The sequence below is a fragment of the Planococcus halocryophilus genome, assembly GCF_022489025.1.
In the GTDB taxonomy this organism is placed as follows: domain Bacteria; phylum Bacillota; class Bacilli; order Bacillales_A; family Planococcaceae; genus Planococcus; species Planococcus halocryophilus_A.
In genome coordinates this window covers 214,689-233,582 of the sequence record NZ_JAKVTG010000004.1, presented here as the reverse complement: position 1 = coordinate 233,582, position 18,894 = coordinate 214,689, and the positions used below count along the sequence as shown (strand labels likewise).

The following is an 18,894-nucleotide window of genomic DNA, read 5'->3' as shown; positions in this document are numbered from 1 at the left end:
TCATCAAATTAATGATTATCCAATGTTTCTTTCGATAAATGCTTGCTCATTTCAGCGTATTGCACGAAAACACGGGCCAATTCGCGCAGGCGGTTGTGAACGTCTTCGCTCACAATTGTATTAGTTCCATCAAAATGGCTCGTATGCGTGTAAACATAGTTTGGCGTTACGAGACAGCGGAAGTAATCTAGAATTGGCTTCAACTGATTTTCGATGACTAAGTGATGCTGATACGTGCCACCGTTTGCGACAATCGATACTGGTTTGTAACGCATCGTGCGTGGGTGAAGCATATCAAATGTATTTTTCAGCACACCCGGAATAGATCCTTGGAAAATCGGTGTTGCGATGATATAGCCATCTGCTTCTTCAAAGCGACGAACGATTTCTTGCATGCTGTCATTGTATTCACCTAGCGGACGCCCATCAACAAACTGATGATCGTAATCAGCTAACTTCATCAATTTCAATTCGATTTCGGGATTTGTTTCATTGATATAAACTTGGATCTGTTCTAGAATGGCACCGGTTTTGCTACCGATGATCGTGCCGTCTACTAATAAAACTTTCATACTCTCTTGTCCTCCTCAAAATACGTTCTTGCTATTAACTGCATTCTTGCAAGCAGCATCGCAATACCCTGTTTGTCTTCATCATAACAAACCCTGTTTCACAATACGTACCGAAATTACTTTTGAGAGAGAGATTTCATTCTTTAGTCTGAGAACCGTTTTTCGTACGCTTGCTTTCTAGACGTTCCTGAGTCCGCTCAGATTCTGGAGCAGTTGCAGTAAAGCTGACAATCGTGTCTCCAGCTTTTGGCTCGAGTTTATTGTTTTCTGCAAAAAATTCAATTTTCCCCTGCGAATAGTATACAAATAACGGAATGGTATCTTCCGCCCATTTCACTTTGAAATCTTCGTAACTAAATTGTTCCGTCAACTGGGTTTTTCGCATCGTGTAGCCTTCTTCTGCTTTCCACTCTAGCTCATGAATATTCCACTTTTCGCCAAATAAAGTTCGTCCGCTTAACGAAGCATGAAAATCATCCGGATCTCCTTCATGAATCGCAGTTTGATAAAGATTCGCACGCCCCATTTCTGGAACAAAGTTATTGACGACAAGTGCATTATAAGAATCCGTTCCTGTAGCAACAAGCATCGTCTCATACGGCGTTAAATCCACTTCATAATCCGTATGCTCTGAGAGAATATCTCCCGCATACGTTTTCAATCCATTTTGGCGCGCTTCTTGTAAACGACCCCAAGAAGAATCGATGATCAAGACGCCTTTTTCAAATTCTGCTAACACTTTTCCTAGTCTCGTTGCAAATCGGCTCGCTCCAATAATGATAACGCCTGGATCTTCAGCTGCAACAAGACCGAGTTTCTTGCCTACCCATCCAATTGTGAAACTATGAACAACTACTGTTGAGAAAACCAGTGCAAAAGTTAAAGCCGTCAGCAGTTCTGCATCCTCAAATCCAGCTTCAAGCAAGACACCTGCAAAATAACCTGACACTGTTAATGCCACAATACCGCGTGGCGCAATCCAACCAACTAAGGTTTTTTCTTGTATGGTCATGTCGGTACCAATTGTTGATAGCCAAATCGATAGTGGACGAACAATAAATAACATCGCCAATACGAATGAAACAATCTCCCAATTGAAAATTCCGATCAATACATCAAGACTTAAAGAAGCCGTCAGCATTACGAAAATACTAGAAATTAACAACACTGAAATATTTTCTTTGAAATGGCGCATGTCATTGATCGAAGCAATTTTCATATTGGCCATGACCATCCCCATTGCGGTTACCGCTAGCAAGCCTGTTTCGTGCATAACAATATCGGAAATAACAAAAATCAGCAAAACAATGCCAAAAACCATTGGCGCTTTTAGAAATTCAGGCACTTGCCCTTTCTCGAACATCATTCCCATTAACATTCCTGCCCCGGCCCCTAGTGCTACAGCAAACAAAGAAGCTAAGAAAAACAAGCCAAATGCGGCTGCGGTTTCATCGCCAATGGCAAACAACACAAACTGAAATGCAAATAATGCAAGCAAAGCGCCAAAAGGATCGACTACAATGCCTTCCCATTTCAAAATAGCGGCTGGACGTGATTTTAATTTTGCTTGACGCAGCATTGGTAAAATGACGGTCGGTCCTGTTACGATAAACAAACCACCAATTACAAATGCTACACCAAGCGATAATCCTGCGATGTAATGCGCGGCAAAAGAACCGGCAATCCAAGCGATAAATGCACCTAAGGTGACGATTCGTAAAATCGGCTTCCCAAACGTGCGGATTTCCTTAAAGTTCAAATTTAAACTACCTTCAAATAGAATGATGGCAACTGCTAATGAAATAAAAGGATTAAATAATTCACCGAAACTTTCAGCGGGGTGAATCACTTCAAAAATTGGACCAACAAGAAGTCCCGCAATCGACATCAGAACAATGGCTGGAAACTGAAGACGCCAGGCGATCCATTGGGAGAGCACTCCCAGAAAAATTATTAGCATTAAGTCGAACAATAAGCTGTCGATAGCGCATCACTTCCTTTAGTTTCTTTTATGGAATTATACAGGTATTATATACTGAATGAAAATCGTAAAGCATTCAATTTTTACGTTATTGTGTTACAATGATAGAAAATTAAGGGTGATTTTGTGAACAAACAGGAATTGGAGTATGCGATTGCTGAACTGAAAATGGATTACGTGCGCCATCAAGGTGATATCGAGAAACTAGAGACGACTGGACACGCCGGCATGGTGGAGAAAGCAGAATTACGGTTAGAAAAAATGGAACTACAACTTGCGGAATTAAACAAAAAACTCGCGGATCTGTAACCGCGGTTTTTTTTATGATAATGGAGGAATTTATTAAATGAGTTTATTAACAGTAGAAAATTTAAGTCACACTTTCGGGGATCGGACACTTTTTAACGATGTCTCGTTCCGTTTAGTCGAAGGTGAACATGTTGGATTAGTTGGAGCTAACGGCGTTGGCAAATCGACAATGATGAATATTATAACAGGCAAAATCATTCACGATGATGGACGCGTAGAGTGGCAGCCACGGACACATTATGGTTACTTAGATCAGCACACCCAGCTGCAGCCAGGACGCACGATTCGCGAAACTCTTCAAGATGCTTTCTTGCCTCTTTATAAAAAAGAAGCTGAATTGAATGATATCGCAATGCAAATGGGCGATGCGGACCCTGATCGTTTAGAAGAATTACTTGAGCAGATGGCTGAAGCGCAAGACGCTTTGGACGCTGGAGATTTTTACACATTAGACGGCAAAGTTGAAGAAATTTCTCGCGGTTTAGGTCTCGATGCAATTGGACTTGAACGTAACGTAGAAGCTCTTTCGGGTGGACAACGTACTAAGCTATTACTAGCAAAGTTACTTCTTGAAAAACCAAAAGTTTTGCTACTAGATGAGCCGACTAACTATCTGGATGAAGAGCATATTCAATGGCTCGTCAATTACTTGAAAAACTATCCGCATGCATTCTTATTGATTTCACATGATACAGAATTTATGAGCAGCGTTACTGACGTTATTTTCCACTTGGAATTCTCACGCCTAACCCGCTATACGGCGACGTATGAAAAATTCATAGAGCTTGCTGAATTGAGCAAAAAGCAACATTTAGAAGCATATGAAAAACAAGAAGACATGATTAAAAAAACCGAAACTTTTATCGCGAAAAATAAAGCTCGTGCGTCTACTACTGGCCGTGCTAAGTCACGCCAGAAACAATTAGACCGTATGGATCGCATTGAAAAACCCGAAATTGCAGCAAAACCGCAATTTGCTTTTAAAGAAACACGCAGCCCGAGTCGTTATGTTGTAGAAGCAGAAGCTCTATCAATTGGCTATGACAAGCCACTTTTACCACCGTTGACGTTTATGATAGAACGCGGTGAAAAAATTGCGCTTGTGGGCATGAACGGTGTTGGTAAATCGACGCTCCTTAAAACAATGCTTGGCAAAATCAAACCTCTTGAAGGCGATGTTCTTCGTGGAGAATATTTGACGCCTAGCTATTTTGAACAAGAAGTAAAAGCACCAACGCATACCCCACTTGATGAAATTTGGTCAGCTTATCCGAGTATGGACCAAGGTCAAGTCCGAGGGGCACTTGCTCGCACAGGATTGAAAAATGAACATATTTCTCGTCCGATGACACACTTGAGCGGCGGGGAACAAGCTAAAGTTCGTCTTTGCAAATTGATGATGGAAGAAAGCAATTGGCTAATTTTCGATGAGCCGACCAACCACTTGGACATCAATGCAAAAGCTGAACTTAAACGTGCAATGCAAGCTTACAAAGGCACGATTGTTATAGTAAGTCACGAACCTGATTTTTACGAAGGACTAGCAACGAAAGTCTGGAATGTAGAAGAATGGATTGCAGCTGGAAAACCAGAAGAAGCTTAAACTAGAAAAGGGCTATTCCTAAAGGTCATGAAAATGACTTTTGAGGATAGCCCTTTTTTTATTAATAGGTCGTCAATTTGAATAATTTTTGGAAACCGTAAATTCCACGTTGCCAAAAAGTAAAGTCATCTTGATATTCTTCCACATCTAATGTGTAAAGCGCATCTTCATTGTTCCACAGTCGGTCAAAATAAGTCGTCATCTCTCCTGTTAATTCGCTGTCATTCGGAGCTAAAATACGAATCGTACTTTCCATATTGTAATCATTAAATGCTCGTTCTGTGTAGTTCGTCGATCCACCCATAACCACCGTTTCGTCTGATGTTTGAATCATGATTGATTTGGTGTGGAATTGTCCAACGATTGCATTATACCAACGCACTTGTATCCGATCTTCTGACTCTGCTAACATTTCATGAACTACTGGTCGATTTGGCAAACCTGTTTTTTCAGTACCAAAGGCATTTTCATTGGCATCTAGTATTAGACGAACGTCCACTCCGCGATTAGCTGCATCCGTCAAAGCACGGACAACACTGCTTTCTGCAATATAGAACATAGCAAGGCGGATTGAATCGCCTTCTGCTGTTTTTTCGATATCTGATAGCAAGGCATCTAATACTTTGCGTTCGGTCAAGTATTGTACTTGATAGTCTCCTTGTTGTTCTGCAGCTTCAATTCTCGGGAAATCCGGTCCACCTGAATAGCGAGATACCGCTTCTTCAGCTTCAAGAATATCATTGATCACAGGTCCACTAACTTTAAATGCCATATTGCCATGCAAACCACTCGCATTATGAGGATTGGCTGAACTGATGATGGCTTCTTTTTCAGTAATAACTGCTTTTCGGTGATTGGCTTTAATGTTCATCATTTTGAGATAAGAAGATAAAGTTAAGTCAGATGCATCACTCGACATGCCGTTTGGTATCCACCCGTTACCTCCTGCATCAAACCATTGGAAAATGACACGGTAGAGACCGGAATACAGCGGCGTAGAATCACGCAATTTGTCCAAATCAGTAATGATTACCTCGACGCCTGCTTGTTCTAATGTATCTAAAAACTGGCTTTCGTAAGAGCCATAGCCGATATTAATGGGATCTGTAATAAAGTAAATTGGCATATCTGGATTTCCTGCTTTTTTGTCGAGTAGATGATTCGTCAACGTTTCCGCTACTGCAGGGAAATCCGTGTCCAAGTCGTTATAATTATCAAAAAGAAAAAGATCGATGACGATAAACTCTTCAGCTTGGTCGATCATGTTATAGATTTCTTTAAATATCCGCAATTCACTTTCAGTTTCTGTACCTTCTCTATCTTGTGCATAAGACAAATCATAAAACATGTCCACTTGTTCTACTTTATGAAGATCACCTTTACTTGAAACCCCTTCAGGCAAAGGTTTAAAAGTTTGCCAAACGATCACTAAGATATAAAGGAATGCAAGAATCCCAATAATACCCATAATAACCCTCTTTTTCTTACTCCAATTTTGAGATTTTTTCTTTTTCATAATCCTGCCCCCTTCAGTCCATTATAACCAGTAGAAGAACAAAACCGTCATAAAATTTTTAACACAAAAAAAAGACGAAAAATAGTTTTTTGTTAGAAACGAATCGCTCCTGCAAGAAGCCAGGAAGACCATTTATCTTCTAGCTTCGCCTACCCTATGGACGCGTCTCTGCTAGTGTAGAGTTCTGTTATCTCAAGTTTGGAAACAGCTTCTTATATTCTCGCCATAACCTTACCTAAAGCTGTGAGTTGATGAACAAGATTACAAAATACACTTCATTTATTCAAAAAAGAGGTATTGGAATAAACTCATTCCAACACCTCTTTTGTCTATGTTTTAAAGCAGCCGAAAAATCGGTTGCTTTTTTTACATTGCTACTACATATTCACGAGTTCGGTCATCGTCCATTAACATATCTTTTAACCGTTGTTTGCCTCGGAACAAGCGCGATTTCACAGTGCCAATCGATACTTTCATGACATCTGCAATTTCAATTAATGAATATTGATGGACATAAAAATACAAAATTGTCGTACGGTAAATCGTGTCTAGCTCTGCAATTTTATGGCGAATCATAACAGAGACATCTTGTGTTTCTAGTATTTCAGATACACCTGCTGAATCTGAAGGAATCAAGTCTAGCAACGAAACATCCAAGCCTTCTGGCTGTTGAATCAAGTGCTTGCTACGTCTTACATTTTTACGGTAACGATCACGGAATGTATTCATACAGATTGTTGTTAACCACGCTTTAACATGATCTACTTCGGCAATAGAAGACTCATATCGTACTACTTTCAACCAAACTTCTTGCATCAAATCTTCAGCTTCCGCTTTATTGCGCGTTAGTTTTAAACATAAATGGTAGATATAGCGATTGTATTCTGTATATAACGTTTCCATGATCGTGCCTCCGTCTATTATATTTATCGAGCGAAGCCAATGTCGCTTCCGCTTTCTCTTATAACCTTATAGTGACGGAGTTGCACCTTTCACTCTATCGCTTCTACTTTCATTCCCCTTACAATTGTGTAATAAAGGGAACTTTTTATTATTTACCAAAAAAAAATACCTGTCCGGAGACAGGCAAGTTACTAAGCTAATACTTCTTCTTCTTTTTCATCTTTTTTGGTAATGGTTAAACGGACAATTCGGTTTCGGTCCATTTCGTTGATTTCTACGTGAAGGTTTTCGTATGTGAACTCTTCACCTTCGTCTGGCACATGCCCTAACTGCTGCATGACAAAGCCGGCGATGGTATCGTGGTCATTAGGCACTTCTACGTTGAACATGTCGTTTACATCCTCGATTTCTAGACGACCGTGACAAGACAATACTTCGTCCGTCATTTCAAAAACTAGTTCATCATCTTCTTCATCGGTTTCATCTTCGATATCTTGACCAATCATTTCTTCAATAATGTCTTCATGCGTGACAATTCCGAGCGTGCCGCCGTATTCGTCGAGAATAACAGCCATATGTTTTTTCTTCGCCATCATCATTTTAAAGACTTTTTCAACGCTTACAGATTGCACAACGAATAATGGGTTATCGTCCATCAATTCTTCTAAGGTCAAGTTTGGATTCATCGACCATTCAATAAGTTTCTTCGAATAAAATAACCCAACGACATTGTCCATGCTTTCTTCATAAACAGGATAACGGGTATAAGAAGAATCCAAAATTAAATCCCGAACTTCCTCATATGTTGAGTCAATAGAAATCCCTACCGTATCTGTACGGTGAGTGGACATAACGTCTGATACATCTTTATGAGGAAAGTCCAGAACCCCTTTAATGCGTTCCGACTCTTCTTCTTCAAACGTACCTTCTGTAGAGGCAATATCAACCATCGTACGCAATTCTTCTTTTGTCATGGTCGCTTCTTTTACTGTACCTTTGGAAATGATGCGAATAAACACATTGGTGAATTGCGCCAATAGCCAAGTTAACGGCAATAAGATCACCACTAAAAAGCTGATGACTGGGAAAACGATATAAGCTACTTTGTCGGCAAATGTTGCTGAAATTGTTTTCGGCAAAACTTCTCCAAAAATAATAAGCACCACTGTTAATATGGCAGTGGCAACACCAACTTCCCATCCTCTCGAAATGGCAATCATCGTTACCAATGTCGGTAGCATGATGTTAGCAATATTGTTACCGATTAAAATTGTCGTAATCATTCGGTCCGGCTTCGCAATTAACTTCTGCAGTTTCTGCGCCTTGGCATCACCCTGCTCCGCGCGAAGATGGACCTTCATCCTATTTACCGCAGTTAATGCCGTTTCGCTTCCTGATAAGAAAAACGACATGATTAAAAAGATTCCTAATGCTATAAACAATTTTATTTCCTCCAGTGTCATAAACACATAATTTTACGAACTCTTTCCGTAGTAAACACTATACCATAGCCAATTTCCCCTTGTCGAAAACCAAAACCTGGTATGTTATAATTTTTTCAACCACAAATATACCGAATCGAGGGATCTTGATGAATGCTCAAGCAATAGACCAATATTTTAAAAACAACCGGGAAACGCATCTAGAAGAGTTAAAAACATTTTTACGCATTCCTTCAGTTAGTTCTTTATCCGAGCATAAAGAAGATATGCAAAAAGGTGCAGAATGGTTAGTCATCGCCTTAGAAAAAGCAGGACTAGAAAATGTGAAAATCGATGAAACTGAAGGACATCCAGTTGTTTATGCGGACTGGCTCCATGCAGAAGGCAAACCGACAGTACTGGTATATGGCCACTACGATGTGCAACCCGTAGATCCTCTTCACCTATGGGAGTCCGCTCCTTTTGAACCGCAAGTGCGCGAAAATAAATTGTATGCACGCGGCGCGAGTGACGATAAAGGACAAGTCTATATGCATGTTAAAGCAATTGAAGCGTTATTACAGTTAAACGGGGAATTACCGGTTAACGTTAAATTTATCATTGAAGGTGAAGAAGAGATCGGCAGCCCGAACCTTCCAAAATACGTAGAAGAAAATCAGGAATTATTAAAAGCTGATGTTATCGTTATTTCTGATACAGGGATGCAAGGTCCTGGTCGTCCTGCAGTATGTTACGGGTTACGTGGTCTTGCTGGTATCCAAATCGATGTTAAAGGACCAAAAGGCGATTTGCACTCTGGCTTATATGGTGGTGCTGTTCAAAATCCATTGCATGCCATCGTAGAAATTTTGCAATCGTTCCGCGATCAAGAGGGATTAATCCAAGTAGAAGGTTTTTATGACGACGTACTAGAAGTTTCCGACAAAGAACGTGAAGAATTTGCAGCGCTTGAGTTTGACTTAGAACATGAGAAAAAAGAAATTGGTATTTCTGAAGACTTTGGCGAAACAGGGTATTCCTTCGTCGAACGTACTTGGATCCGTCCAACACTTGAAGTTAACGGCATTACCGGTGGATTCTCAGGAGAAGGCATTAAAACTGTTTTACCTGCGGAAGCCAGCACAAAAATCACTTGTCGTTTAGTACCAAACCAAGACCCAGATGATATCGTCGCAAAACTAAAAGCACATGTTGAATCCCATAAACCTGTTGGTGTATCTGTTGAAATCACTGAGTTTGATAAGGGCAAACCGTTCTTAACACCTTTTGACCACCCTGCTATTCAAGCAGCTGGTCGTTCTTATGAAAAAGTATACGGCGTGCCGACTGCATTTACACGAATGGGTGGGTCAATTCCGATTGTTGCTGCATTCGATGAAATTTTAGGTTTACCTGTTGTCTTAATGGGCTTTGGTTTAGCATCTGAAAATTTCCATGCACCAAACGAACATTTCCACCTTGAAAATTTCGATAAAGGCCTTCGTGTTATTAGCGACTATCTTTTCGAAGTAGCTGAGTTAAACTAATCTTTCCTATAAAGGCCTTCCCATATGTAGGGAAGGCCTTAAATTTTGTTGTGATTTTAAAACTGGAGGCTCTTTATGATTGTTTACTGGTTAGTATCCTATTTTATCGGCAATTTACTGACGGCTTGGTGGATTGGTAGATGGAAAGGTGTTGATTTGCGGCAACAACGTAGCGGCAATCTTGGCGCCAGAAATGCGGGTGCCATTCTTGGAAAATCGGCCTTTCTTCTGACTTTTCTTGGAGACGCAGGAAAAGGAGCATTAGTTGTCTGGATTGGCTTCTTTTTCGACTTTTCCATTTGGGCAATAGCGGTTGCCGGTTTCGCTGTTATTATCGGCCACTTATTCCCTTTTTGGCTTAAATACCGCGGCGGCAAAGGAATTGCTACTTTTATCGGTGTAAGCTTTTGTTTAACGCCTGATCTGTTTTTAGCTATGTTCATCTTATTTTTCGCCTTTTATCCTTGGTTAAAAAGCGCAACCTTATCGATGTTAGCAAGTTTTGCTGGATTTATCATCATGGCGTTCATTCTTCAAGTTTGGATTGTCGTCTGGCCGCTTGTTATGGCAATTATTATTATTGTTATTAAACATAAATTCGACATCCAAGAATCATTCAATAGCCGGTTTCGTTGATTTCCCATTAAAGATAAACCGTTTACAAAGCTCACACTACCGCTAGAATATTATCCGTGGTATAGTTTTTGTATTCTAATTATTCTAAAAGATAGGGGTATTTTATGAAAAAACCAATTGCTTGGATTATCGATACGACCGGTTTCGTGACAGAAGAGTTTAAAGCTCATCCGGATGTGTATGTTGTTCCTTTGAACATTCATTTTGGTACAGAAGAGTTTATAGACGATGGTGTGGATTTAACGAACGAAGAACTTTATAAACGCATTAAAGCATCTACTACCTTTCCTAAGACCTCCCAGCCTTCTGCAGGAAAGTTTGCAGAGTTGTATGATCAACTAAAAGAAGAGTATGAATGTGCAATTGCTGTCCATGCTTCTGCAAAACTTAGCGGAACTATCGCTTCATCTACTGCTGGTGCTGAAATGAGCGAATTCAAAGTTTATACGATCGATTCACTAGCCTTGTCTTACGGCTTATCTGGCTTGATTGAACGGGGGCTTAAACTTCAAGAACAAGGACACTCAGCAGAAGAAATCGCGCAAAAGCTGGCGAAAGAAACGGAAAATTTCCGGAATTATATTTTAATCGGCAATTTGACTCAACTTTATAAAGGTGGACGCATGAGCGGTGCTCAATATTATTTAGGAAGTTTGCTGCAGATTAAACCTATTGTTCAACTTACTCCTGAAGGCGAGCTACAGCCTATCGATAAAGTTCGTTCACATAAAAAAGCCATTCAGTATTTAATCAATCACGCAAAAAAAGATCATGCAGAATTTGGAGTGCAACGCTTTCAAATTATGCATGGTAATGTATTGAAAGAAGCTGAAAATTTAAAACAGGAAGTATTAAAAGAAATTCCTGAAGCAGATATTTTAATCGGTGATTTAAGTTCTTCACTTGCCGTTCATGCAGGAGAAGGCACAATCGCATTTCTTTGGAGAAAAGAAACTTTCTAACACATATTAGAGACTTAAGACATATCACTTATTTTATTTTTCAGACTTTCAGCACGAATACAATGGTCCCAACGGATATTCTCGTTTTGTTCTGATACAATAAGAGGAGAAGATTAACCGTGAGGTGGATTTAATGCAACATGTTGAACGAGAGCTTACTGAATTTGTAAAACTTTGTGATGCAAAAGGCCAATTAAATCCGAATGCTATTGGGTATGCCAAGCAGCCATTGGTAGAAAGCAATTTGCGTGGAAACTTTATGCGTAAAAAGAAGTGGAATTATTGGTGCGTATTTGGAGATGAAATTTTGTTTTCGGCCACCATTTCTCACTTAGACTATGCGACCGTCTGTTTTGTTTATTTCTTAAATTATGAGACGCAACGTTTTTATGAGAAAACCGTTGTGCTTCCATTTACGAGACATGTGAAACTATCCGAAAACGTATTGGATCCTTGCTACTTCCGAAGTGATACAATGACAATCGAATCTGTATATAGTCAAGACGCCACACATTTAACTGTTAGTGTAAAAGAATTTGATGGTGAGGATTTAGAAGCCATACTGGTCATTTCTCACCCTCCAGATCACGAATCTTTAAATGTCGTTGTTCCTTGGAATCGTCAAACCTTCCAATTTTCCGCTAAGCATAACTCTCTTCCTGTAAGTGGCATGGTAAAAATCGGCACCCAACGTTTTGAGTTTGAGAAAGTCGATAGTTTTGCCGTATTAGACTATGGGCGAGGCGTTTTGCCACGAGAATCTCATTGGAATTGGGCCATGGCTTCGCAGCGTTCGCTTGGAAAAGTGATTGGTTTAAATTTAGGTGGAAAATGGACCGATGGCACTGGCATGACAGAAAACGCTTTTTTCGTTAATGGTAAAATGACAAAGATTCATGAAGATGTTTTGTTTCATTACGACCGGGAAAATTATAAAAAACCGTGGCTGATTCATAGCAAATTCTCTGATGATGTTAGACTGACTTTCTCTCCCTTTTTTGAGCGCACATCAAAAACCGATGTCCGCCTTATCAAATCAGAAATCCATCAATTATTCGGCTACTATAATGGCTATGTTCGTTATTCTGATGGTAAAAAGCTGAAGATTACACAGCTTCTTGGTTCTATCGATGATTATTATGCGAAATGGTAAAACAAAAAGACGCGTCGGAAACTCGACGCGTCTTTTCTATGCGAAATGTGCCAGCATTTTTTCTGGATAATCTGTAAAGATGCCATGAACACCAATTCTTTGTAGTTCTTCTGCATAATTAACGTCATTGACCGTGTAAACATAAACAATGGCGCCTTTTCGCAAAGCGTCAGTTGTCATTTTTCTAAAAGCTGATGGCAAAGAAACATGAATTCGCTTTGTCCCAATGACGCGTGCATAATCATAGACATCTACTAGCACTTCAAAGGTTAAAATAGCACTTTCCACTTGTTTGCCTTGTACGACAGATTGAATATCTTCGTGATTAAAAGAGGACAGTAAGATTCGATTTCTAAACCCGCGCTTTGCAGCCAAGTCGATTACCTTATCAGCCAAGCCATCGTACGGAAAGACATCTGATTTTATTTCGATGTTTAAACGATGGTTGGTATTTTCAAATACATCGAATACTTCATCTAGCGTAGGAATCCTTTCCTCGCTCCATTCTTCAGAATACCAGGAACCACAATCTAGTTGTTTTAACTCTTTTAATGTTAATTCTTTTACATAGCCTTTTCCATTAGTTGTCCGATTCACTTTTTCATCGTGCATAACGACAATTTCACCATCTTTAGTTAAGTGAACATCAATTTCCACACCAGTAATTGGCAATTCTGCCGCTGCACGAAAGGCTGCTAGTGTATTTTCAGGGTATGACCCCGAGCAACCTCTATGAGCATAAATTTTCACAAAACCCCTCCTAAATATCCGTTCGTATTTCCCATAGTTCCGGGAAGAAATATTGATCAAGCACTTTTTTCAAATAATTCACGCCAGAAGAGCCGCCCGTTCCTTGCTTAAATCCGATAATCCGCTCTACTGTTTTCATGTGACGGAAACGCCATTGTTGAAGCCAATCTTCAATGTCCACTAGCTTTTCTGCTAGTTGATACAGCTCCCAATACGTATCTACATCACGGTAAACGGTTTTCCAAGCTTCACGGACACTTTCATTGGATTCATAAACCATGCTAACGTCTCGCTCTAAAACGTCTTTATCAATAGTAAATCCACTTCTCGCCAGTTTTTGAATCGCTGCGTCATACAGACCAGGTGCATTAAATGCTTTCTCCAATTCTGCGTGAAGCGGGGCATCTTTTTCATAAATTTTCAAGACATGTTTTGTTTTATAGCCAAGCGCAAATTCAATCATTCGGTATTGATAAGATTGAAATCCACTAGCATTTCCTAAATCATCACGGAATTCCATATACTCTGCAGGTGTTAATGTCGACAAGACATCCCAGCCTTGAATAATTTGTGACTGAATGCGCGATACTCTTGCCAATTGCTTGAACGCGGGCTGAAGATCGTCTTTTTCAATGTGATCAATTGCCGATTGCAGCTCATGCAAAATCAACTTCATCCATAGTTCTGATACTTGGTGAATGATGATGAATAAAGTTTCATCGTGATGTCCGCTAACACCGTCCTGTGCAGTTAATAGCTTATCTAGATGAAGATAATCACCATACGTCATGCTTTCTTTAAAATCAGTACGAATGTTTTTTTCTGTTGCTGCAGCGATATTTTGACCATTTTCGTAGTTGTTCATTAATGTCACTCCGTTTAACCTCGGCTTTGCCTCTGCTAATCTCACTTTTACCTATTCTGCATACGGTTCATTTTGTTTAATCAATACTAGTTTGGTTTGATCAATCCGTTTTAGACTTCCAATAAGAAACGGTTTGTATTCGGACAAATCCAGATTTCTCGTATACGTGCAATGCTTGGTTATCCGTTTCAACATCAAGATACACCGAATTTAGTGCGCGTTCATGTGCCAATTCTCGGCACCATTTCAGTAGTTGTTTGCCATACCCTTTGCCTTGATGATCCGGGTGAACTGCAAATGCGGTAATCCATAAAACTTTCTCTTCTTCAACGAGTGTGGCCGTTGCGAGCAGTTGTTGATCTTTTTGAAGCAGCCATATCTCTCTTTCGGGGTCCACCATATTATGTTCTAAAATCGGTAAAATCGTGTCATCAAATGCAGATGTTAATAGCTCAGTTAATTTTTCAGCTTGTCCTGCGAAAGGAGCGATTGTTAAATCATTCGGCAGTTCGCTTTTTGATAACGGTTCTGCTGACAGAAGAATTTCATGAAAATCAAGATCGTACGCTAAACTCTCCATGAAACCTGAAATTTCAACATCATTAACAAACGCTACTAATTCACTTTCTGCCTGACGTTGCGCTAAGCCATGCGAAATGCCATCTGCTAAAGCCGTGCCAAGTGACAAACGTCTGTAATCTGGATGGACATATAGTGACCATTCGTAATGATGCAACCCCACCATATCTGCCGCTGATGCAAAACCGATTAATTCATCTTGTTCTGTATAAGCAAGTACCGCAAATCCTCTTGAATCCGCTCCTCTCCAAAGAGACGGATGCAGCACTGTTTTAGATTCAGCGGATAGCCCTACTAGCAATTCTGTCATATCGTTAACTGTTTGCTCATCTATCGGAAATGAACTGATTGATAAAGATAAATCCATTTTGCTACCTCCTATTAACTTGATCTTGTTCGAATACGTTTTTATCTACACGTTAAAATCATTCGGTATTTTTATCCTATCATACCGCATGAAAGAGTGGCGCTAAGAAAATAAAGAAAAAGGTCCGTTCCATATAAACTGGAACAGACCTCATATTATAATTTAGCTTCAGCTAGCATGGTAGCGTAAATCCCTTTTTTATCTAGTAGTTGTTGCTGCGTACCAGACTCTACTAATTTCCCCATCTCCATCACAAGCACCAAATCAGCTTTTCGAATAGTATTCAGTCGATGCGCGATAACGAAACTTGTCCGCCCTGCCATAAGTCGTTCTAATGCTTCTTGGATTTTCAATTCTGTGACCGTATCGATGCTACTCGTCGCTTCGTCTAGCAATAGAATAACCGGATCTGCGATAAGTGCGCGTGCAATAGACAGCAGTTGCTTCTGACCTTGACTAATCATCGAACCATCGCCTGTAAGAATCGTATCGTAACCATTTGGTAGCTTTTCGATAAATTCATGTGCGTTAGCACCTTTTGCAGCCTCTATCACTTCTTCATCCGTTGCGTCTAGTTTACCGTATCGAATATTTTCACTAACTGTCGCTTCGAACAAGAATGGATCTTGTAGCACAAAAGCAATTTGTTTACGCAATGTTTCACGTGGCATGGAAGCAATCGGCAAACCATCCAACCGAATCTCCCCTCTATTGGCGTCATAAAAACGTGCCAATAATTGCATGATGGTTGTTTTTCCCGCTCCGGTTGCTCCAACTAATGCCGTTGTTTGACCAATGCCAACCGTGAAACTAACATCGTGAATAGTCCAGTCTTCTTCTGCCCCTTCGTATTTAAATGAAACCTGGTCGAAAACCACTTCACCTTTCAATTCTTTTTCAACATTCAACACTTGATCATCTTTTTCTTCCGTTTCATCCATAATGGCAAAAACGCGTTCCGCCCCTGCAATAGCTGACAATACCGTATTAAACTGGTTCGCTAAATCATTTAGAGGACGTGTGAATTGGCGTGAATACTCCGTAAAAATAACGATAACGCCAATGGACACCGAGCCATTCAAAGCGAGGATCCCACCGACACCCGCGACAATTGCAAAGCTTCCGTTATTTAGAAAATTCATGACTTTTGGTATAAAACCAGCATAGGTCCACGCCCAAAATCCTGCCTGTCGAAGGTTTTCACTTTTTTCGCGAAACTCTTCCATCACACGCGGTTCTTGTGAAAAAGCTTTCACAATTTTTTGGCCAGAAATGGTTTCTTCAATCATGCCATTCAATTCACCAATGGCTTTTTGTTGTTCTTTATACAGTCTACTCGTACGTTTTGTAATCCATTGGATGGATACATACATGAGTGGAATAATAATTAACGTTAATAAAGTCAACAACGGACTCAGTGTCAACATGACGATCGCTGTACCTGTTAAAGTTAATATACTTGAAAACACTTGAATGAAAGATGTATTCAATGTAGAAGAGACGTTTTCAATATCATTGGTCATGCGACTCATCAACTCACCGTGCTGCCGCTTATCGAAAAATGTCACAGGCAATCGTTGAAGATGTGAAAAAAGCCGTGTCCGTAAACGGTAAATCACTTGTTGGGCAATCCCAACCATCCAAAAATTTTGCAAATACAAAGAAGCAGAATGGACAATATAGACGACAATTAGCCAGAGGATGACAATTCCCATACCATTAAAGTTTTGCGGAACAATATACTCATCAATGATAAAACCGATTAAATACGGTCCAAGCAATGCCATTGCGGAGCTGACAAATACGAGTGCTAAAACGACAATCAATAAAAAACGTTGCTCATCGACTAATTTCCAAATTTTGAGTAGTGTTGATTTCCAATTTTGCGCACGTTCGTCTTTTTTATCTTTCTTTTTTATTAAATCTTCCTTAGTCAAAATGGGTTCATGGCCAAATGGTCGGCGGATGGCATCAAACATATTCATCAACCTCCTCTTCTTGTTGAGACATTGCAATTTGACGATACAGTTCTGAATTATGCACGAGTTGTTCGTGCGTACCATACGCAGATATCTGTCCATCTTCTAGCAATATAATTCGATCGGCTCTCATCGCTGTTCGAATTTTTTGCGTAACCACAAGCATAGTCGCATGTTCATGTTCGAGTTCTTCCCACAATGCACCTTCTGTTTTAACATCTAACGCACTGGTGCTATCGTCTAAAATTAAAATTGACGGATTGCGAACTAAAGCTCGTGCAATGGATAAGCGTTGCTTTTGCCCACCTGATAAATTCACACCTTTTTGACCAACACGTGTGTAATAACCTTTCGGAAAACGCTCAACAGTTTCATGAATTTGCGCTTTAATCGCGGCATCCGCTAGCTCGTCTTGGACGACTTCATCTTTCCCCCAAGATAGGTTATTGGAAATCGTTCCTGTGAAAAGAAGCGATTGTTGAGGAACAATACCAATCGTTTTCCGCAGTTCACGCATTGACCATTCGTTCACATCACGGCCATGTAAAGAAACGGTACCTTTTGTTGCATCATAAAAACGTGGCAGCAATTGCAGTAAAGTAGATTTCCCGGATCCGGTCGCTCCCATAATTGCTAGTTTTTCATTTGGTTTTAATTCGAAGGAAATGTTTTTTAATACCGGTTCATCTGTACCAGGATACGTAAAGGACACTTTGTCAAAACGAACTTCTCCTAATTGAATAGCCTCTTTTTCTCCCACGTCTTCTTGCTCATGCCCATCATCTGCAAGTAGCACTTCTTCTAGGCGTTCAGAAGATGCTTTCGCTCGTGCAAAAATCATGATGATAAATGAAAACATAGAGAAAGCACCAGTCATGCGCATCGCGTAGTTGACGATTGCGACCAATTCACCAATTTGCGCTCCCCCTGCTCGAATTTCAAAAGCACCAAACCACAAAACTGCGAGCAACGAAACGTTCATTCCAAATAATAAAATCGGCAAAATAATTTCCATAATCCGAAATGCTTTAACAGTATCCATTTTTAAATCTCCAGCGACTTCAGAAAAACGGTTTGCTTCGTATTTCCCACGCAAATATGCTTTGATCAAGCGTACAGCTTGAAGGTTTTCTTGGACAATTCGGTTGACGCGATCGAGTCTTTTTTGAACAAAGCCAAAATACGAGACGCCTTTTTTAACCATGATATATAAAAATGCGAGCAAAAATGGAAAGACAATCACTAAATATAAAGCCAATTTTGGATTGACCACAAATGCCATAATCATACTTCCCACAACTAGTAGTGGTGCCCGCAACATAATTCGTAAGCCCATGTACAACACTTGTTGAACCAATGTCACATCACTTGTTAGCCTTGTAATAAGTCCGGACGCTGGAAACTTATTGAACATCGCCAATGAAAAAGACTGGATTTTCCCATAAACAGCTTGCCGCAAATCAAATGAAAAATTTTGAGATGCGTGAGCTGCAAAATAGGAATTGACGATTCCTGAAATAAAAGCTATTACCGAAAGAGCCATAAGGACAATCCCTAATTGGATGATGACGTCTTGGTCTCTTGCGACAATTCCTTTGTCGATGATACTTGCAATAACTAACGGTTGCATTAACTCTACCATTAGCTCTAACAGCATTAAAATAAGTGCAATCACAATATAAAATTTATATGGTTTTGCATAAGAGAAAACTGTTTTCATGAGCATGCCTCCTAAATGTTTCGAAACCCGA

At 40.0% G+C, this 18,894-nt stretch carries 16 protein-coding genes; 6 read left to right on the top strand and 10 right to left on the bottom strand.

The genetic code is table 11. The features are described from left to right. Window positions 1-8: 8 nt before the first annotated feature. Together MLE13_RS07360 and MLE13_RS07355 are read right to left on the bottom strand one after the other, a co-directional pair. Window positions 9-572 (bottom strand): NADPH-dependent FMN reductase, encoded by a 564-nt coding sequence (locus tag MLE13_RS07360; protein WP_240749049.1) that lies wholly within the window; start codon window positions 570-572, stop codon window positions 9-11. Window positions 573-708: 136 nt separating this feature from the next. Next, window positions 709-2,532 (bottom strand): cation:proton antiporter, encoded by a 1,824-nt coding sequence (locus MLE13_RS07355; protein ID WP_240749047.1) that lies wholly within the window; start codon window positions 2,530-2,532, stop codon window positions 709-711. A 147-nt stretch (window positions 2,533-2,679) separates the two neighbouring features. On the opposite strand from MLE13_RS07355, the gene MLE13_RS07350 reads away from it, so the two are divergent. Together MLE13_RS07350 and MLE13_RS07345 are read left to right on the top strand one after the other, a co-directional pair. After that, window positions 2,680-2,862, top strand: a complete 183-nt coding sequence (locus MLE13_RS07350) for an SE1832 family protein (RefSeq protein WP_008430410.1) — start codon at window positions 2,680-2,682, stop codon at window positions 2,860-2,862. A gap of 37 nt (window positions 2,863-2,899) precedes the next feature. Further along, window positions 2,900-4,465, top strand: coding sequence for an ABC-F family ATP-binding cassette domain-containing protein (locus tag MLE13_RS07345; RefSeq protein ID WP_240749046.1), 1,566 nt, complete (start codon window positions 2,900-2,902; stop codon window positions 4,463-4,465). A 61-nt stretch (window positions 4,466-4,526) separates the two neighbouring features. Here MLE13_RS07345 and MLE13_RS07340 read toward each other — a convergent pair whose 3' ends face one another. The 3 genes from MLE13_RS07340 to MLE13_RS07330 all read right to left on the bottom strand — a co-directional run bounded on the left by MLE13_RS07340 (window position 4,527) and on the right by MLE13_RS07330 (window position 8,326). Then, entirely contained in the window at window positions 4,527-5,981 is a 1,455-nt protein-coding gene (locus MLE13_RS07340; protein WP_240749044.1) for a phospholipase D family protein, read from the bottom strand. 366 nt (window positions 5,982-6,347) lie between these two features. Next, window positions 6,348-6,884 carry an RNA polymerase sigma factor gene (locus tag MLE13_RS07335; protein WP_240749043.1) on the bottom strand — a complete coding sequence of 179 codons (537 nt, stop codon included), beginning with the start codon at window positions 6,882-6,884 and terminating at the stop codon, window positions 6,348-6,350. Between the two features lie 191 nt (window positions 6,885-7,075). Then, on the bottom strand, window positions 7,076-8,326 hold the full coding sequence (locus MLE13_RS07330) for a CNNM domain-containing protein (protein WP_240749041.1): 1,251 nt from the start codon (window positions 8,324-8,326) through the stop codon (window positions 7,076-7,078). Window positions 8,327-8,475: 149 nt separating this feature from the next. Between MLE13_RS07330 and MLE13_RS07325 the strand changes: the two genes are divergently transcribed. From MLE13_RS07325 to MLE13_RS07310, 4 genes are all read left to right on the top strand, one after another. Next, a complete protein-coding gene (locus tag MLE13_RS07325) occupies window positions 8,476-9,852 on the top strand; it encodes a dipeptidase (protein ID WP_430905203.1) in 1,377 nt (458 codons plus the stop codon). Between the two features lie 75 nt (window positions 9,853-9,927). Continuing rightward, on the top strand, window positions 9,928-10,488 hold the full coding sequence (locus MLE13_RS07320) for a glycerol-3-phosphate acyltransferase (protein WP_240749038.1): 561 nt from the start codon (window positions 9,928-9,930) through the stop codon (window positions 10,486-10,488). Window positions 10,489-10,592: 104 nt separating this feature from the next. Then, window positions 10,593-11,450 (top strand): DegV family protein, encoded by an 858-nt coding sequence (locus MLE13_RS07315; RefSeq protein WP_240749036.1) that lies wholly within the window; start codon window positions 10,593-10,595, stop codon window positions 11,448-11,450. Window positions 11,451-11,583: 133 nt separating this feature from the next. Then, window positions 11,584-12,603 (top strand): DUF2804 domain-containing protein, encoded by a 1,020-nt coding sequence (locus tag MLE13_RS07310; RefSeq protein WP_240749034.1) that lies wholly within the window; start codon window positions 11,584-11,586, stop codon window positions 12,601-12,603. 36 nt (window positions 12,604-12,639) lie between these two features. Here the strand turns inward: MLE13_RS07310 and MLE13_RS07305 are convergent, their stop codons facing one another. The 5 genes from MLE13_RS07305 to MLE13_RS07285 all read right to left on the bottom strand — a co-directional run bounded on the left by MLE13_RS07305 (window position 12,640) and on the right by MLE13_RS07285 (window position 18,863). Then, entirely contained in the window at window positions 12,640-13,353 is a 714-nt protein-coding gene (locus tag MLE13_RS07305) for a glycerophosphodiester phosphodiesterase (protein WP_240749032.1), read from the bottom strand. A 10-nt stretch (window positions 13,354-13,363) separates the two neighbouring features. Then, the gene (gene kynA, locus MLE13_RS07300) at window positions 13,364-14,218 is read right to left on the bottom strand and encodes a tryptophan 2,3-dioxygenase (protein ID WP_240749030.1); all 855 of its coding nucleotides are present in this window, start codon (window positions 14,216-14,218) and stop codon (window positions 13,364-13,366) included. A gap of 100 nt (window positions 14,219-14,318) precedes the next feature. After that, complete coding sequence (locus MLE13_RS07295) at window positions 14,319-15,164, bottom strand: GNAT family N-acetyltransferase (protein WP_240749028.1); 846 nt, start codon at window positions 15,162-15,164, stop codon at window positions 14,319-14,321. A 155-nt stretch (window positions 15,165-15,319) separates the two neighbouring features. Continuing rightward, entirely contained in the window at window positions 15,320-17,143 is a 1,824-nt protein-coding gene (locus MLE13_RS07290; protein ID WP_240749026.1) for an ABC transporter ATP-binding protein, read from the bottom strand. After that, a complete protein-coding gene (locus MLE13_RS07285; protein ID WP_240749024.1) occupies window positions 17,136-18,863 on the bottom strand; it encodes an ABC transporter ATP-binding protein in 1,728 nt (575 codons plus the stop codon). The genes MLE13_RS07290 and MLE13_RS07285 overlap by 8 nt, the downstream gene beginning before the upstream one ends. Window positions 18,864-18,894: the final 31 nt, after the last annotated feature.